Raw genomic sequence first — 15,131 nt, 5'->3', positions numbered from 1 at the left:
TGTTACTTGCGGTAACAGCAGTCTGTTACTCACAAGTAGACGATGTCAACCAGCCACCTTTCGATCAGCATTGACGGCCGGTGTGGTGTTACGTTGCCCGGACGCGGGGCAACGCGGTCGCCGCCACGCGAGGCGGACGCACGGGCGGGGAGAGCGCACCTATGGAGAGCACACAGCAGGCCGAGCAGCAGCGGGCGGCCAGGGAGCGCCGCCGTCAGCTGCTGGAGGCCGCCGACCGGGTGGTGCTCCGGGACGGCCCGCACGCCTCCATGAACGCCATCGCCGCCGAGGCCGGTATCACCAAGCCGATCCTCTACCGGCACTTCGGCGACAAGGGCGGACTGTACCGGGCGCTCGCCAAGCGCCACACCGACGCCCTCCTGAAGGCGCTGCGGGCGGCGCTCGACGCCCCGGCCGAGCGGCGCGAGCGCGTCGAGGCCACGCTCGACACCTACCTCGCCGCGATCGAGGCCCGGCCCCAGGTGTACCGCTTCCTGATGCACCCCTCGGAGGACACCCAGCCGCCCGAACACGGCCCCGAGCAGGGCTTCGACGTGGGCCGCCACTCGGCGCCGCTGCTGCGCCGGCTGGGCGAGGAGCTGGCCCAGGTCATCGCGGAACGCGTCGACCTCGGCCCGGACAGCGAGCAGCTCGCCCGGGTCTGGGGCCATGGCATCGTCGGCATGATGCACGGCGCCGGCGACTGGTGGCTCGGCGAACGCCCCTGCCCGCGCGAGCAGTTGGTGCGCAGCCTGGCGGATCTGCTCTGGGGACGGCTGGCGGCGGTCGGCGACCGCGCGGGCGGACCCGGGTTCTGAACGGCCGCCGCCATGCCGGAGATCTCGGACGCCGACAACAGCTTCTCAGACGTACGAACCGGACGACGGGCCCGCCCAGGGCGCCCGCGCCGCGGTCCGCAGCACCTTGGCGCGCCGCCGGCCCGTCAGCCGGTCGGGGTAGACGAGGCCCGCCAGATGGTCGCTCTCGTGCTGGAGGCAGCGCGCGAAGAACCCGGTCCCCTCGACCCGTACGGGGGCACCGTCCCGGGTGACGCCCTCCACCACCGCGCGATCGGCCCGCTCGGTGCCCGCCTCGATGCCCGGCAGCGACAGACAGCCCTCCGGGCCGCGCAGCACGATGCCGTCCGTCACGGCGGGCGCCGGGTTGACGATGTGTCCGAGGTGGCGGATGTCGTCGTCGTCCGGGCAGTCGTACACGAACACCCGCAGCGGCACCCCGATCTGATTGGCCGCGAGGCCGACACCCCCGGCCGCGTACATCGTCGCGTACAGGTCCTCGATCAGCTCCGCGAGGGCGGGACCGAAGTCGGTGACGGGCTCGCAAGGGGTGTGCAGAACGGAATCTCCGAGCTTTCTGATGGCTCGTACCTGCCCGGAACTGCCGGGGATCGAACGGTTTCGCATGCCGCTCAGGGTACGGTCCACACCAACCCTCGCCTTGTGCCCGGTGCCGCGGTTCGGGCCCCTGGCCGGATCTCGATAGGCTGACCCACGGACCGACGCAAGGAGGATCAAGGCGATGTCAGGCAACACGGACCCGCTGTCCCCGCGGGCCAAGCTGGCCGTGACGGCGGGCAAGGCCGCGGCGGCGGTGTCGCGCGCCGCTGGGCGCGGCAGCGGATCGGTGATCGGCGGGAAGGTGGCACTCCGGCTCGACCCCGATCTACTGGGGCGGCTGGCGCAGCATCTCGACGTCATCCTCGTGTCGGCGACCAACGGGAAAACCACCACCACGCGGCTGATCGCGGAGGCCCTGGGCGCCGCGGGACCCGTGGTGTCGAACGCGCTCGGCGCCAATATGCCGGCCGGGATCACCTCGGCCCTGGCGGGCGGCACCGACGCCAAGTACGGCGTGATCGAGGTCGACGAGAAGTATCTCGCCGGGGTGGCGCGCGACACGACGCCCAAGGCGATCGCGCTGCTCAACCTCTCGCGCGACCAGCTCGACCGCGCCGCCGAGACCCGGATGCTCGCGGAGAAGTGGCGCGAGGGGCTGGCGGGCACGAAGGCGGTCGTCATCGCGAACGCGGACGACCCGCTGATCGTCTGGGCCGCCTCCTCCTCACCCAACGTGGTGTGGGTCGCGGCCGGCCAGGAGTGGAAGGACGACGCCTGGTCCTGCCCGTCCTGCGGTGGTGTGATGCAGCGTCCCGGCGACGACTGGTTCTGCGGTGAGTGCGGCTTCCGCCGGCCGCCGCCGAGCTGGGCGCTCCACGGTGACCATGTGCTCGACCCGCACGGTTCGGCCTGGCCGATCCACCTCCAGCTGCCGGGCCGCGCCAACAAGGCGAACGCGGCGACGTCCGCCGCCGTCGTGGCGACGTTCGGGGTGCCCCCGCAGGTGGCGCTGGAGCGGATGTACCGGGTACAGGCGGTGGCCGGCCGGTACGACGTGGTGTCGTTCCTCGGCCGCGATCTGCGGCTGCTGCTCGCGAAGAACCCCGCGGGCTGGCTGGAGACGTTCTCGCTCATCGATCCGCCGCCGACCCCGGTGATCCTCGCGGTCAACGCCCGGGGCGCGGACGGTACGGACACCTCGTGGCTGTGGGACGTCGACTACACCCGGCTGGCGGGCCACCCGATCTTCGTGATCGGCGACCGCAAGCTGGACCTCGCCGTCCGCCTCGAAGTGGCCGGTCTGGACTTCCGGGTCTGCGAGACGGCCGACGAGGCCGTGCAGCTGGCGCCGCCCGGACGGATCGAGGCGATCGCCAACTACACGTCGTTCCAGGATCTGCGCAAGCGAGTGGGCAACTGAGACCGTGCCGGAGAACTGGACCCCTCGGACCTCTGGAGGACGAGCGAGAATGAGTGACAACAGCCTGCGGCTGGTGTGGATCTACCCCGACCTGCTGAGCACGTACGGCGACCAGGGAAACGCCCTGGTCGTGGAGCGCCGCGCCCGGCAGCGCGGTCTGGGTGTCACCCGGGTGGACGTACGGAGCGACCAGCCGGTGCCGACGTCCGGCGACATCTATCTGATCGGCGGCGGGGAGGACCGGCCGCAGCGGCTCGCGGCGGAGCGGCTGCGCAGGGACGGCGGGCTCAGCCGGGCCGTCTCCAACGGCGCCATCGTGTTCTCGGTCTGCGCCGGTTACCAGATCCTGGGCCACGAGTTCATCAACGACCTCGGTGAGCGTGAGGCCGGTCTCGGGCTGCTCGACGTGGTCTCGACCCGTGGCGAGGGCGCGCGGTGTGTCGGTGACGTACTGGCCGACATCGACCCGCAGTTGAACCTGCCGCAGCTCACCGGGTTCGAGAACCACCAGGGCATCACGCATCTGGGCCCGACGGCCCGCGCGTTCGCCCGGACGCGGCTCGGCCGGGGCAACGGCACGGGCGACGGCACGGAGGGCGCGTACAACGGCACCGTCTTCGGTACGTACATGCACGGTCCCGTGATGGCGCGCAACCCGCAGATCGCGGACCTGCTGCTGAAGCTGGCGCTGGACGTCAACGCGCTGCCGCCGACCGACGACCGGTGGTACGAGGCGCTGCGCGCCGAGCGCATCTCCGCGGCGACCCAGCCGGCCTGACGGACACGCGCCGGCGCGGGCCCGGCGTACGCACGACCGTGCACGTCAGAGCGGGGGTGCGACCGTCGGAGCGGGCTGTGCGACGGGTGTCCAGCAGTCGGACGCCGGGTTCGGCCGGAGCGCCGCCCGCCGGTAGGGTGGCGGCGATCTGGCCGGACGACGGTGTCCGGCCGTCGGCCCACGTTGCAAAGGTAATCCGGGCTATGCGAATTGGTGTGCTCACCTCAGGCGGCGACTGTCCCGGCCTCAACGCCGTGATCAGGTCCGTCGTGCACCGGGCCGTCGTCGACCACGGCGACGAGGTGATCGGCTTCCACGACGGCTGGAAGGGCCTCCTGGAGTGCGACTACCGCAAGCTGGACCTGGACGCCGTCGCCGGCATCCTGGCCCGCGGCGGCACCATTCTGGGCTCGTCCCGGGTGCAGCCCGCGCATCTGCGCGACGGTGTGGAGCGGGCCCGGGGCCATGTCGCGGACCTGGGGCTCGACGCGATCATCCCGATCGGCGGTGAGGGCACCCTCAAGGCCGCCCATCTGCTCTCCGAGGCCGGGCTGCCCATCGTCGGCGTCCCGAAGACCATCGACAACGACATCGCCTCGACGGATGTCACCTTCGGCTTCGACACGGCCGTCGGGGTCGCCACCGACGCGCTGGACCGGCTGAAGACCACCGCCGAGTCCCACCAGCGGGTGCTGATCGTCGAGGTCATGGGCCGGCACACCGGCTGGATCGCGCTGCACTCCGGCATGGCGGCCGGCGCCCACGCGATCGTCGTGCCCGAGCGGCCCTTCGACATGGACGAGCTGACCGAGCTGGTCGGCCGGCGCTTCTCGGCGGGCAAGCGGTTCGCGATCGTGGTGGTCGCCGAGGGCGCGAAGCCGCGCGAGGGCTCGATGGAGTTCGACGTGGGCGGCACGGACGTGTACGGCCACGAGCGCTTCGCGGGCGTGGCGCGGCAGCTCTCCATCGAGCTGGAGGAGCGGCTCGGCAAGGAGGCCAGGCCGGTGATACTGGGCCATGTCCAGCGCGGTGGCACCCCCACGGCGTACGACCGGGTCCTGGCCACCCGCTTCGGCTGGCACGCGGTCGAGGCCGCCCACCGCGGCGAGTTCGGCATGCTGACGGCGCTGCGCGGCACGGACATCGTGATGGTGCCGCTGGGCTCGGCCGTGGAGACGCTCAAGACGGTGCCGGCGGAGCGGTACGCCGAGGCGGAGTGCGTGCTCTGATCCGCCGGTGATCCCTCCGTACGGCACGATCCGCCCCCGGTCGCGAGCGCGGCCGGGGGCGGTTCTAGTCTGGTGCGGCAAGGTGTGGACAACCGGCGCGAATCGGGCCGGGCCGTCCCGCCGACGTCCCACACAGGCGCATCGGGAGTACACGGATGGATCACGGCGGGCACGGCGGCGGCATGACCATGGATCTGCCGCCGTTCACGCTGGGGCGGGGGCTCGCGTACTCTCCCGACCTCTTCTTCCTCGTCGGCTGCGTACTGGCGCTCGCGCTGTACGGCTGGGGTGTGGTGCGGCTGCGCCGGCGCGGGGACGCGTGGCCGGTGGGGCGGACCGTCGCCTTCGTCCTCGGGGTGCTGACCGTGGCGCTGGTGATGTGCACCGGGCTGAACGACTACGGCATGGTCATGTTCAGCGTGCACATGGTCCAGCACATGGTGATCAGCATGGTCTCCCCGATCCTGATGCTGCTCGGCGCGCCGGTGACGCTGGCGCTGCGGGCGCTGCCGGTGGCGGGCCGGGACGCGGGCGGGCGCGCCCGCAAGGGGCCGCGTGAGCTGCTGCTGGCGCTGCTGCACAGCCGGTACCTGCGGATCATCACGCACCCCGCCTTCACGATCCCGCTCTTCATCGCGAGCCTGTACGGGCTGTACTTCACCCCGCTCTTCGACTTCCTGATGGGGTCGAAGGCCGGGCACATCGCGATGATGGTGCACTTCCTGGCGGTCGGTCTGGTCTTCTTCTGGCCGATCATGGGCGTGGACCCGGGGCCGCACCGGCCCGGCTATGTGATGCGGATGCTGGAGCTCTTCGCGGGGATGCCGTTCCACGCCTTCTTCGGCATCGCGCTGATGATGGCGAGCGAGCCGATGGTCGCCACGTACCGCGATCCGTCGGCCTCGCTGGGGATCGACGCGCTGACCGACCAGAACGCGGCGGGCGGGATCGCCTGGGCGTTCAGCGAGATCCCGTCGGTGCTGGTCCTGGTCGCGCTCGTCTTCCAGTGGTACCGCTCGGAGCAGCGGCAGGCGAAGCGTTCGGACCGGGCGGCGGACCGGGACGGTGACAAGGAGCTGGCGGAGTACAACGCCTATCTGGCCTCGCTCCAGGCCCGGGGGCGGTAGCGCGAACCGTGCGTCCCGGGCGACGATGGGGGTCACGGCCCCGGCCCGGAGGAGGACGCGTATGTCCGGATCCACGAAGACGATGGGCGTGATGACCGTCGCGGCGCTGGTCGCGGTGACGGGTTACACCGCGGCGCTCGGGAGCAACGGCTGGCTCTGGTTCGGCTGGGTGGTCCTGTGCCTGGTCACGATCGGCATGGTGGCGGCGCGGGGACACTGAGGCGTTTCGGGCCCGCACCGGACGCGGACGGTGCGGGCCCGTACGCCCGTGGACCGGCCGCACGGAACAGCGGGGCGGTGGGTTCCGTACGGCCGGGGATCGTGGGTTACCGCGCGCCTGCCCCCGCCGCCACGGCGGCGGTGCGGAGTCCGAGGGCCCGGCGGCCCGCGTAGCGCGCCCGGTCGCCCAGCTCCTCCTCGATCCGGATGAGCTGGTTGTACTTGGCGGTGCGGTCGGAGCGGGAGAGCGAGCCGGTCTTGATCTGGCCGCAGCCGGTCGCGACGGCGAGGTCCGCGATGGTCGTGTCCTCGGTCTCCCCCGAACGGTGGGACATGACCACGGTGTATCCGGCGCGGTGGGCGGTGGATACGGTGGCCAGGGTCTCGGTGAGGGTGCCGATCTGGTTGACCTTCACCAGGACCGAGTTGGCGATGCCGTCGCGGATGCCGTCGCGCAGCAGCGCCTCGTTGGTGCAGAAGACATCGTCCCCGGTGAGCTGGCAGCGGTCGCCGAGCCGGGCCATGAGCAGCCGCCAGCCGTCGAAGTCGTCCTCGGCCATGGGGTCTTCGACGGAGACGACGGGGTGGCGGGCGACCAGCCCGGCGAGGTGTTCCACGTGCTCTTCCGGGGTACGGCGCACGCCCTCGCCGGTGTAGTCGTACACGCCGTCGCGGTAGAACTCGGAGCTGGCGGGGTCCATGACGAGGGTGATGTCGACGCCCGGCTCGTAGCCGGTGCGCTCGATCGCGGCGACGACGAACTCCAGCGCCTCGTCGGCGGTGCGCAGTTCGGGCGCGAAGCCGCCCTCGTCGCCGACGCCCGTGCTGTGGCCGGCGGAGCGCAGGTCGCGGCGGAGGGTGTGGAAGACCTCGGAGCCCATCCGGACGGCTTCGGCGAAGCTGGCCGCGCCGACCGGAGCGATCATGAACTCCTGGAAGTCCAGCGGATTGTCGGCGTGCGCGCCGCCGTTGATGATGTTCATCATCGGGACGGGCAGCAACGACGCGTCGACACCGCCGACGTACCGGTACAGCGGCAGCCGGTGGGCGGCGGACGCGGCCTTGGCGGCGGCGAGCGAGACGCCGAGCAGCGCGTTCGCGCCGAGGCGGGCCTTGCCGGCGGTGCCGTCGAGGTCGATCAGGGCGGTGTCGAGGCCGCCCTGGTCCTCGGCCTCCCTGCCCCGTACGGCGGCGGCGATCTCGCCGTTGACGGCGGCGACGGCGCGGCGGACGCCCTTGCCGTGGAAGCGCGCCGGGTCGGCGTCGCGCAGTTCCACCGCCTCGCGCGCCCCCGTGGAGGCGCCCGAGGGGACGGCGGCGCGGCCGAACGAGCCGTCCTCCAGAGTGATGTCGACCTCGACGGTCGGGTTGCCCCGGCTGTCGATGATCTCGCGTCCAGTGATGCCGGTGATCGCGGTCATGGTTCTCCCCGAGCGTGTGACGGAGTTGCTTTGTTCATTTACGGAACATACCCCAGGTATTAAGCTCGGTCCATGCGCGGAGATGATGACGAGCCGATCTTCGTCCGCTCTCGATGGGGGACGAATCGCTATGTGTACAACACGAGAAGTCCGGTGGCCCGCTGGCTCATCTTCGGCACCGTCGTGCTCGCGTTCGGGATGATCTGGCACCTGTTCGCCTCGTCGAAGTGGAGCGAGGGCGAGTTGCGCGCGGGCGTCCACAAGGCGGCCGAGGCGCTGGAGGCGAAGCCGCAGCAGGTGGGGTTCGTCAACACCTACGCGTCGCTGATCCGGGAGGCGATCCGCGACAGCGGCGAGGCGCCCTCCTCGGGCGGCGGCTTCGAGGTCGAGCCCGTACGGGGCATACGGGACGGGAGCGGGACGGCCGGGGCGGCCTCCGGGACCTCGGACTTCGAGGTCACGTCCGAGGACGTGTCGAGCGTCTACTGCCTGCGCGTCTCGCCGCCGGAACCCGACAAGGTCGAGGACCACGGGGCCATCACGCTCTCCGTGACCGTGGAGGAGAACCGCTGCGAGTAGGGCGTACGGGGGCGGGAGCCGCCGGAATCGGCGGACTCGCCGGACTCAGCGGACGCGGGTCTCCGGGCCCACCGCGGCGAAGCGGAACTCCACCGTGACCGGAAGGGCGTCCAGGTCGAGCGCCCGGCGCAGCCGGGGCAGGCCCTCCGCGTCGAGCCGCGCGCGGACGGCGCCCGTGTCACCGCCCTCCTCGACAGCGACGACCAGGACGAGCAGCGGATTCCAGCGTGTGCCGGTGAGGGTGGCCCGCGCGGAGCGGACGCCGTCGTACGAGGCGACCTCGCCCGCGAAGGGCTCGGTGGCGGTGCGCGCGGCGAGTTCCGTACGGCCCCGGTCGGGGTCCCGTTCCAGGCGCCAGGTACGGGACTTGGGGCGGCGGGCGAACTGGGCTGCCAGCCAGCGCAGGGCGAGCAGGCCGACGAGGGTCGCGGTGGCGGCCGTCGCGTACAGCACCCAGGTGGGCGGGGTGCCGGTGCCGGGGACGAGGGGGGCGTGCGGTTCGAGGACGGTGAGCCGGCCGGTATGGGTGGCGCAGACGAAGCCGCCGGCCGCGAGGAGGAGGAGACCGGACAGGGCCAGCAGCGCGCGGTTGAGCCGGGCCGGTCGGTTGAGGCCGGTCATGAGGTGCTCCTGGTGGTGCGGAGTGTGACCTTGACGGCGGGCCGGTCGGCCGGGCCGATCCGGTCGAGGCGCTGTTCGAGGGCGGTACGGACGGCGTCGGCGAGCCCTTCGGTGTTCGTACGGTCGGTCCTGACCCGGGCGGCGATCCTGCGGCGGCGCAGCGTCACCCTGACCCGGCTCACCCCGTCGACCCCGGCGGCGGCGGTCCGCAGCGTCCCGCGCAGACCGCGTCGGGACGCGCCCGCGTCCAGGACGTCCGGGGCGTCCGGGTCGCCGGCCAGCGGCAGGACGGCCGGCCGTCCCGGCAGCACCGCCGCCCCCACCATCAGCAGCCCGGCCAGGGCCGTGACCGCGCCCGCGACGGCCGGCGCCGGATCGGTCCAGCGGGTGGCGTGGAGGGCGTCGGCGACCGCGTGGTAACTGATCCACTCGGGCCGGCCGGCGATCATCTGGACGGCGACGACGGCGACCACCGTGCAGCCTGCGAGCAGCGCCAGCGCGGTCAGCGCGGCGGGCAGGGCGCGGCGCGGGCGGCGCTTCACCGGACCCTCCCGGCGTCGGCGATGTCGCTGTGCAGCGCGGTGACGGTGATGTCCACGCGGGACACGGTCAGCCCGGTGAACTCGCCGACCCGGTCGATGAGATGGGCCCGCGCGGCCTCGGTCGTACCGGCCACGGAGGCCGGATAGAGCACCGAGAGCCGGACGTCGAGCGAGGCGACCTCACCCTTGACGCGGGCGGTGACGGTGGCGGCACGGCCGGGCTTCCCTCCGCCGGACGCGCTGGCCGCGCCGGTCCCGCCGGTCCCTTCGACCTCGGTGACCGCGTGGGCCGCGAGCCGTTCGACGGCGTGCGCGGCGATGGTGGTCACGCCCCGCTCCCCCGCGTGCGGGAGCGTCATGGTGGTGGCCATCGCGATCAGCCCCTGTCCCGGCCGACGAGCTGGGCGAGGTCGATCCGGCCGTCGAGGTGGAGCCCGACGAGCAGTCCGAGGAAGCCGAGGACGAGAACGGTGAGGAAGGCGCCGAACCCGCCGAACGCCGCGGCGAGTCCGAGGACCAGACCGGTCAGCAGGCCGGTGTGGGTACTGCTCATGGGGTGGTCTCCTGGGTGAGGTGGTCGATCGTGGCCGGTCGGTCGATCGGTCGGTCCGGTGACGGGACGGGGCGCCGGTCGCGTACGGGCCGTACTCAGCGCACGCGGCCGGAGTCGGTCTTGTCGTCACCCTCGTCGTCACCCGGGATGTGTACGTCGCTGACGTTGATGTTGACCTCGACGACCTCCAGGCCGGTCATCTGCTCGACCGCGTCGATCACATTGCGGCGGACGGCGCGGGCCAGGTCGGCGATCGAGACGCCGTACTCGACGAGGATCTGGAGGTCGACGGCCGCCTGCCGCTCGCCGACCTCGACCGAGACGCCCTGCCCCACGCTCGCGGAGGCGCCGGGGATGCGCTCGCGGAGCGCGCCGAAGGCCCGGACGGCGCCGCCGCCCAGCGCGTACACGCCGGTCACCTCGCGGGCGGCGAGGCCGGCGATCTTCTGGACGACGGTGTCCGCGATCGTGGTCGTGCCCTTCTCGGTGACCAGTGGACTGCCGGTGGGGGCGGTGCCGTTGGCGCCGTTGCTGTCGTTGGTGTGCGCGGGGGCCTTGCTGTCCGCGGTGACGGTGTTCGCCATGGTGTGCTCCTCTGGTCCGGTGTGCGGTGCGGGGAGTTCGCGTTCCCCGCTCACTCCCACACCGGATGGACCCGGCGCCCGACGGATCATCACGGACGAATCCCTGTGACCTGAGTCACATGCCGATCGGGGGCCCCGCACACTCCGCTCTCCGCGAACGGGAAGTTCCCATGTCCCCGCCGCTGAGAGCGGATTCGCCGACGGCGGAAGGCCCTGGGCCCGGGAGCACCGCGCGCCTAGCGTCGCCCGTATGGACAGAGGCAGGGCAGTGGTCATCGGAGCGACGGGACAGATCGGGCGGGTCGCGGTGTCGGCTCTCGCAGAGGACGGCTGGGAGGTGTGCGCGGCGTCGCTCGGCGGCGGCCGGGACGAGCGGTGGCCGCAGGAGGTACGGAGCGTACGGCTGGACCGGGACGACGACGCGGCGCTGGCCGCGGTGGTGGGCGACGGGGCCGAACTGCTGGTGGATCTGGTGGCGTTCGGCCGTCAGCACGCGCACCAGCTCGTGGGGCTCGGTGACCGGATCGGCTCGGCGGTCGTCATCTCCACCGGCGCGGTGTACGAGGACGACGAGGGGCGCAGCCTTGAGACGAACGGCGAGCCGGGCGGCTCACCGCGCTATCCGGTGCCGATCCCCGAGACCCAGCGGACGGTGGCCCCCGGCGACGCGACCTACGCGCGCGGAAAGGCCCTGCTGGAGCGGGAGTTGCTGGCGGCGGCCGACGTCCTGCCGGTCACACTGCTGCGGGCGGGCGCGGTCCACGGGCCGTACTGCCGCACGCCCCGCGAACTGTACTTCGTCCAGCGGGCGCTGGACGGCCGCCGGCGGCGGGTGCTGGCCTACGGCGGCCGGAGCCGCTTCCACCCGGTGCATGTCTCCAACGTGGCCGAGCTGATCAGGCTGGCGGCGCGGAAGCCGGGGGCGCGGGTGCTCAACGCGGGGGATCCGCAGGCGCCGACGGTCGCGGAGATCGGCGCGGCGATCGATGCCGTACTGGGCGTGGAGACCGAAACCGTACGGGTGGAGGGGCCGCCTCCGGACGGGGTGGTGGGGGCGCATCCGTGGGGCATGGAACATCCCGCGGTCCAGGACATGACGGCCGCCGAGCGGGAGTTGGGGTACCGGCCGGTCACCGGCTACGTCGAGTCGCTGCCGGCGACCGTCGAGTGGCTCGTCGCGGAGCTGCGCGGGCGTGACTGGCAGGACGTCTTCCCCAAGATGGTCCGGAGTTACGGCGCGGACCGGCTGTTCGCGTACGAGGCCGAGGACGCCTGGCTGGCGGCGTACGACCGGGGCGAGGTCTGACGTACGTGAACGACGGGGGCGGCCGGTCACCTCGGCCGGCCGCCCCCGTCACCGTGTTACGGCTTGGGCGTGGCGTGCGGGGCGCACGTCACATCGGCGCTGTCGAGCGCGCCCGTCAGCAGGTATGCCTTGACGCGGTCGTTGACGCACGGGTTGAGCAGGTTGGTGATGCCGTGCGAGCCGGCGTCCTTCTCGGTGATGAGGCGGGAGCCCTTGAAGCGCTTGTGCAGTTCGACGGCGCCCGCGTACGGCGTGGCGGCGTCACGGGTGGACGCGGTGATCAGCACGGGCGGCAGGCCCTTGCCGGTCCTGACCTCCACCGGGGTCTGCTGCTTGACGCCCCAGGTGGCGCAGGGGAGGTTCATCCAGGTGTTGGACCAGGTCAGGAACGGGTGGTCCTGGTGGATCCGGGTGCTGTCCCGGTCCCAGGTCTTCCAGTCGGTGGGCCACTTGGCGTCGGTGCACTCGACTGCGGTGTAGACGGCGTTGCCGTTCTCCGACTTGATGTTGCCGGCGATGTCGGTGAGGTCCGGCGAACCGGCGTCGATCAGCGGCTGGGTGTCACCCGCGAGGTACTTGCTCCAGAGGGTGGCGGTGGAGATCCACGCGGAGTCGTAGTACGGGGCGCTCTGGAACACACCGAGCAGCTCGTTGGGCCCGACGATCCCGCCGAGCGGCGCCTTCTTGGCGGCGGCGCGCAGGGCGTCCCACTGCTGGGCGACCTTGGCGGCGGTGTCACCGATGTGGAACGTCGCGTCGTTCGCGGCGACCCACTTCATCCAGTCCTGGAACCGGGTCTCGAAGGCGATGTCCTGGTCCATGTTGGACTGGTACCAGATCTTCTCCCGCGACGGGTTGACCACGCTGTCGACGACCATGCGCCGTACGTGCGTCGGGAAGAGCGTGCCGTAGACCGCGCCGAGGTACGTGCCGTACGAGACGCCCACGTAGTTGAGCTTGCGGTCGCCGAGCGCGGCCCGGATGACATCGAGGTCGCGGGCGGTGTTCGGCGTCGTCATGTGCGGCAGCATCTCGCCGCTGCGCTCCTTGCAGCCGGCCGCGTACTCGGCCGCCAGCTTGCGCTGGGCGCGCTTGTCGGCCTCGCTGTCCGGGACCGGGTCGGCCTTGGGCGCCTTGACGAACTCCTGCGGGTCGACACAGGAGATGGGCGCGGAGCGGTTGACACCACGCGGGTCGAAGCCCACGAAGTCGTACGCCTTGGCCGCGTCCGCCCAGATCGCGTTCTTGGTGACGACCCGGCGCGGGAAGGCGAGGCCCGAGCCGCCGGGGCCGCCCGGGTTGTAGACCAGCGAGCCCTGGCGCTCGGCCGGGGTGCCGGTGGAGCCGATCCGGTCCACGGCGATCTTGATCTGCTTGCCGTGGGGCTTCGTGTAGTCGAGCGGGACCTTCACCCAGCCGCACTGGATGGGCTTCTCCAGACCCCAGTCGGCCGGGCAGTCCTGCCAGTCGATGCCCTGCTTCGCGGCCCGGCCCGCGGCGAGCGCCACGCCGGCGGCCGCGGCGGCCGTGGTGCGGGCCTCCGTGGCACGGGCGGCGGCGTCACGGGACGCGGTGGTACGAGCGGCGGCTCCGCCGTCGGCGTTCGCGGCCGGGGCCGCCATCGCGCCGGCGATGAGTGTGCCCGCTATCAGAGTGCCGGCGGCGCCGAGCGCTGTGGAGCGTCTCACGTCGTTCCTCCCCCAAGTTCGGTGCGCCGCTTCTGGCGGCGCGGTCCGATGATCGCTTGTTTAATGATCCGTTGTTGATGATCGGTTTCGGTCGGTCCTGGGATCCTCGCGCCTGTGAGGCGGCTGAGAACAGACCGGGCGAACCATTCTTTACCCAACCCATAACCGCCAGAGTGCGGTACCGCTCAGCGGTACGCGTCCGCTCCTTCGGGCCGTGGGTGGTGTCACCGACCGTGCCGCAGGTCCTCCCGTGCCCCGTCCAGTATGTGCCGCAGCCGTAGCGCGTTCGACGCGACCGCCGTGACCAGGACGGCGGGTCCGGCGAGCGGCGTGAGTACGGCGGTGTCGCCCAGCATCCGGGGCTCCACCGGCTTCTCCTCGAACTCGGGCGCCACGCAGAGCAGTTGACCTACGGCCCGGTGTCCGCCGAGGACCGCCCCGCCGTCCCAGCCGCCGGGCGCGCCGGGGCCGTGGGCGACTTCCTGGTCGAGCAGCGGGCGTCCCGCGCGGTGGACGGTGAGCCGGCTGAAGAGGGTGCCGGGACCCTCGCCGTGCCGGCCGAGGATCTGCTCCTCGCGCAGCACCAGCCGCGCGGTGGCGGCGAGTTCGACGCGGGTGCGCATGCGCAGGTCGCTGCCGTACGCCGAGATCAGCTGCTCCGGCAGCCAGTTCAGCTCGGCGTCCTCGCCGACGGTGAGCCGTATGGCGTAGTGCGCCGGGCCGTCGGCGCCGTCGCGGCGTCCGGGCAGGGCGACGGTCGCGGCGGCGGAGTCCACGGTGAGGCGGGCGCCGTCCCGTACCTCCGCCTCGATGGCGAGCCGGTCCCCGCCGAGGGGCGCGCTCATCGCGCCGACCACGGTGACCCGGCTGCCGGGGCCCTCGGCGCGGGTACGGCGTACCGCCAGCGGGCCCTCGCCGGCCAGCACCGGGAGCCCGGCGCGGGTGGCGACGATCCGGGCGGTCGCGCGGACGCTCACGCCGTCCAGTCGGCGAGCCGGGCGAGCACCCAGCCGGTGACCGGCGCCACGCCGTCCTCGGCCTTCAAGGACGTGAAGGCGACGGGCAGTTCACCACGCTGCTCCTTGGCGTCGCGGGCCATCCGGCCGAGGTCGGAGCCGACGTACGGCGCGAGGTCGGTCTTGTTGATCACGAGGAGGTCCGCGGTGGTGACGCCGGGGCCGCCCTTGCGCGGGATGTCGTCGCCGCCCGCGACGTCGATGACGAAGATCTGCGCGTCCACGAGCCCCCTGGAGAAGGTGGCGGTGAGGTTGTCGCCGCCGGACTCCACGAGGATCAGGTCGAGCGGTCCTACGGCGTCCTCCAGGTCCTCGACTGCTTCGAGGTTGGCGGAGATGTCGTCGCGGATGGCGGTGTGCGGGCAGGCCCCCGTCTCCACGGCCTGGATGCGCTCCGGTGGCAGGACGGCGTGCCGGAGCAGGAATTCGGCGTCCTCGCGGGTGTAGATGTCGTTGGTGACGACGGCGAGCGAGAGCCGGTCGCGCAGGGCGCGGCAGAGCGCGGCGACGGTCGCGGTCTTGCCGGAGCCGACGGGGCCGCCGAGCCCGATGCGCAGGGCGCGCCGCCGGCCGTCGGGGCGTACGGCGTCGGCGCTGACGGCGGCCGGGCCTTCGTGGCTGTGGTCGAGATGCATGGTGCGGCTCCTGGGCTGCTGGGCTCCGGTGGGGGCGGGGTACGCGGCGGGCGCG

At 72.4% G+C, this 15,131-nt stretch carries 18 protein-coding genes; 8 read left to right on the top strand and 10 right to left on the bottom strand.

Annotated elements, in window-relative coordinates; translation table 11 throughout:
* The first annotated feature begins 161 nt into the window (after positions 1–161).
* A complete protein-coding gene (locus tag AB0389_RS27960) occupies positions 162–818 on the top strand; it encodes a TetR family transcriptional regulator (protein WP_366398272.1) in 657 nt (218 codons plus the stop codon).
* A gap of 45 nt (positions 819–863) precedes the next feature.
* On the opposite strand, the gene def is transcribed toward AB0389_RS27960, so the two are convergent.
* A complete protein-coding gene (gene def, locus AB0389_RS27955) occupies positions 864–1,424 on the bottom strand; it encodes a peptide deformylase (RefSeq protein ID WP_366398271.1) in 561 nt (186 codons plus the stop codon).
* A gap of 115 nt (positions 1,425–1,539) precedes the next feature.
* Here def and AB0389_RS27950 point away from each other — a divergent pair, with 115 nt between their 5' ends.
* The 5 genes from AB0389_RS27950 to AB0389_RS27930 all read left to right on the top strand — a co-directional run bounded on the left by AB0389_RS27950 (position 1,540) and on the right by AB0389_RS27930 (position 6,132).
* Positions 1,540–2,778 carry a MurT ligase domain-containing protein gene (locus AB0389_RS27950; RefSeq protein ID WP_114658016.1) on the top strand — a complete coding sequence of 413 codons (1,239 nt, stop codon included), beginning with the start codon at positions 1,540–1,542 and terminating at the stop codon, positions 2,776–2,778.
* A 49-nt stretch (positions 2,779–2,827) separates the two neighbouring features.
* The gene (locus tag AB0389_RS27945) at positions 2,828–3,556 is read left to right on the top strand and encodes a glutamine amidotransferase (protein WP_366398270.1); all 729 of its coding nucleotides are present in this window, start codon (positions 2,828–2,830) and stop codon (positions 3,554–3,556) included.
* Positions 3,557–3,759: 203 nt separating this feature from the next.
* On the top strand, positions 3,760–4,785 hold the full coding sequence (locus AB0389_RS27940) for a 6-phosphofructokinase (protein ID WP_114658018.1): 1,026 nt from the start codon (positions 3,760–3,762) through the stop codon (positions 4,783–4,785).
* Positions 4,786–4,940: 155 nt separating this feature from the next.
* Positions 4,941–5,912 (top strand): cytochrome c oxidase assembly protein, encoded by a 972-nt coding sequence (locus tag AB0389_RS27935; protein ID WP_366398269.1) that lies wholly within the window; start codon positions 4,941–4,943, stop codon positions 5,910–5,912.
* 61 nt (positions 5,913–5,973) lie between these two features.
* Positions 5,974–6,132 carry a hypothetical protein gene (locus tag AB0389_RS27930; RefSeq protein WP_366398268.1) on the top strand — a complete coding sequence of 53 codons (159 nt, stop codon included), beginning with the start codon at positions 5,974–5,976 and terminating at the stop codon, positions 6,130–6,132.
* Positions 6,133–6,238: 106 nt separating this feature from the next.
* On the opposite strand, the gene eno is transcribed toward AB0389_RS27930, so the two are convergent.
* Positions 6,239–7,552 carry a phosphopyruvate hydratase gene (gene eno, locus AB0389_RS27925; protein WP_366398267.1) on the bottom strand — a complete coding sequence of 438 codons (1,314 nt, stop codon included), beginning with the start codon at positions 7,550–7,552 and terminating at the stop codon, positions 6,239–6,241.
* 72 nt (positions 7,553–7,624) lie between these two features.
* Here eno and AB0389_RS27920 point away from each other — a divergent pair, with 72 nt between their 5' ends.
* Positions 7,625–8,131, top strand: a complete 507-nt coding sequence (locus AB0389_RS27920) for a hypothetical protein (RefSeq protein ID WP_366398266.1) — start codon at positions 7,625–7,627, stop codon at positions 8,129–8,131.
* A gap of 45 nt (positions 8,132–8,176) precedes the next feature.
* Here AB0389_RS27920 and AB0389_RS27915 read toward each other — a convergent pair whose 3' ends face one another.
* From AB0389_RS27915 to AB0389_RS27895, 5 genes are all read right to left on the bottom strand, one after another.
* Positions 8,177–8,752 carry a hypothetical protein gene (locus tag AB0389_RS27915; RefSeq protein WP_366398265.1) on the bottom strand — a complete coding sequence of 192 codons (576 nt, stop codon included), beginning with the start codon at positions 8,750–8,752 and terminating at the stop codon, positions 8,177–8,179.
* Positions 8,749–9,294 carry a DUF6286 domain-containing protein gene (locus AB0389_RS27910; protein ID WP_366398264.1) on the bottom strand — a complete coding sequence of 182 codons (546 nt, stop codon included), beginning with the start codon at positions 9,292–9,294 and terminating at the stop codon, positions 8,749–8,751. The genes AB0389_RS27915 and AB0389_RS27910 overlap by 4 nt, the downstream gene beginning before the upstream one ends.
* Positions 9,291–9,665, bottom strand: a complete 375-nt coding sequence (locus AB0389_RS27905) for an Asp23/Gls24 family envelope stress response protein (RefSeq protein WP_366398263.1) — start codon at positions 9,663–9,665, stop codon at positions 9,291–9,293. Before AB0389_RS27905 ends, AB0389_RS27910 begins: the two co-directional genes overlap by 4 nt.
* Before the next feature lie 5 nt (positions 9,666–9,670).
* Positions 9,671–9,847: a hypothetical protein gene (locus tag AB0389_RS27900; protein WP_366398262.1), complete on the bottom strand. Its 177-nt coding sequence runs from the start codon at positions 9,845–9,847 to the stop codon at positions 9,671–9,673.
* Positions 9,848–9,942: 95 nt separating this feature from the next.
* Positions 9,943–10,431 carry an Asp23/Gls24 family envelope stress response protein gene (locus AB0389_RS27895; protein WP_366398261.1) on the bottom strand — a complete coding sequence of 163 codons (489 nt, stop codon included), beginning with the start codon at positions 10,429–10,431 and terminating at the stop codon, positions 9,943–9,945.
* Between the two features lie 250 nt (positions 10,432–10,681).
* Here AB0389_RS27895 and AB0389_RS27890 point away from each other — a divergent pair, with 250 nt between their 5' ends.
* The gene (locus AB0389_RS27890; protein ID WP_366398260.1) at positions 10,682–11,737 is read left to right on the top strand and encodes an NAD(P)-dependent oxidoreductase; all 1,056 of its coding nucleotides are present in this window, start codon (positions 10,682–10,684) and stop codon (positions 11,735–11,737) included.
* A gap of 56 nt (positions 11,738–11,793) precedes the next feature.
* Here AB0389_RS27890 and AB0389_RS27885 read toward each other — a convergent pair whose 3' ends face one another.
* From AB0389_RS27885 to ureG, 3 genes are all read right to left on the bottom strand, one after another.
* The gene (locus AB0389_RS27885) at positions 11,794–13,425 is read right to left on the bottom strand and encodes an alpha/beta hydrolase (RefSeq protein ID WP_366398259.1); all 1,632 of its coding nucleotides are present in this window, start codon (positions 13,423–13,425) and stop codon (positions 11,794–11,796) included.
* 224 nt (positions 13,426–13,649) lie between these two features.
* Positions 13,650–14,402, bottom strand: coding sequence for an urease accessory protein UreD (locus AB0389_RS27880; RefSeq protein WP_366398258.1), 753 nt, complete (start codon positions 14,400–14,402; stop codon positions 13,650–13,652).
* A complete protein-coding gene (gene ureG, locus AB0389_RS27875; RefSeq protein WP_366398257.1) occupies positions 14,399–15,076 on the bottom strand; it encodes an urease accessory protein UreG in 678 nt (225 codons plus the stop codon). The genes AB0389_RS27880 and ureG overlap by 4 nt, the downstream gene beginning before the upstream one ends.
* Between the last annotated feature and the right edge of the window lie 55 nt (positions 15,077–15,131).

Source organism: Streptomyces sp. NPDC093109 (genome assembly GCF_040701725.1).
In the GTDB taxonomy this organism is placed as follows: domain Bacteria; phylum Actinomycetota; class Actinomycetes; order Streptomycetales; family Streptomycetaceae; genus Streptomyces.
The sequence above is the reverse complement of the archived record's forward strand: the minus strand, read 5'-3'. Positions and strand labels throughout refer to the sequence as shown.

Coding starts and splice junctions, on each gene's coding strand:
- ureG (WP_366398257.1), bottom strand. CDS start 15,076: ATGCATCTCGACCACAGCCACGAAGGCCCGGCCGCCGTCAGCGCCGAC.
- AB0389_RS27950 (WP_114658016.1), top strand. CDS start 1,540: ATGTCAGGCAACACGGACCCGCTGTCCCCGCGGGCCAAGCTGGCCGTG.
- eno (WP_366398267.1), bottom strand. CDS start 7,552: ATGACCGCGATCACCGGCATCACTGGACGCGAGATCATCGACAGCCGG.
- AB0389_RS27960 (WP_366398272.1), top strand. CDS start 162: ATGGAGAGCACACAGCAGGCCGAGCAGCAGCGGGCGGCCAGGGAGCGC.
- def (WP_366398271.1), bottom strand. CDS start 1,424: ATGCGAAACCGTTCGATCCCCGGCAGTTCCGGGCAGGTACGAGCCATC.
- AB0389_RS27930 (WP_366398268.1), top strand. CDS start 5,974: ATGTCCGGATCCACGAAGACGATGGGCGTGATGACCGTCGCGGCGCTG.
- AB0389_RS27890 (WP_366398260.1), top strand. CDS start 10,682: ATGGACAGAGGCAGGGCAGTGGTCATCGGAGCGACGGGACAGATCGGG.
- AB0389_RS27900 (WP_366398262.1), bottom strand. CDS start 9,847: ATGAGCAGTACCCACACCGGCCTGCTGACCGGTCTGGTCCTCGGACTC.
- AB0389_RS27940 (WP_114658018.1), top strand. CDS start 3,760: ATGCGAATTGGTGTGCTCACCTCAGGCGGCGACTGTCCCGGCCTCAAC.
- AB0389_RS27915 (WP_366398265.1), bottom strand. CDS start 8,752: ATGACCGGCCTCAACCGACCGGCCCGGCTCAACCGCGCGCTGCTGGCC.
- AB0389_RS27920 (WP_366398266.1), top strand. CDS start 7,625: ATGCGCGGAGATGATGACGAGCCGATCTTCGTCCGCTCTCGATGGGGG.
- AB0389_RS27945 (WP_366398270.1), top strand. CDS start 2,828: ATGAGTGACAACAGCCTGCGGCTGGTGTGGATCTACCCCGACCTGCTG.
- AB0389_RS27935 (WP_366398269.1), top strand. CDS start 4,941: ATGGATCACGGCGGGCACGGCGGCGGCATGACCATGGATCTGCCGCCG.
- AB0389_RS27895 (WP_366398261.1), bottom strand. CDS start 10,431: ATGGCGAACACCGTCACCGCGGACAGCAAGGCCCCCGCGCACACCAAC.
- AB0389_RS27905 (WP_366398263.1), bottom strand. CDS start 9,665: ATGGCCACCACCATGACGCTCCCGCACGCGGGGGAGCGGGGCGTGACC.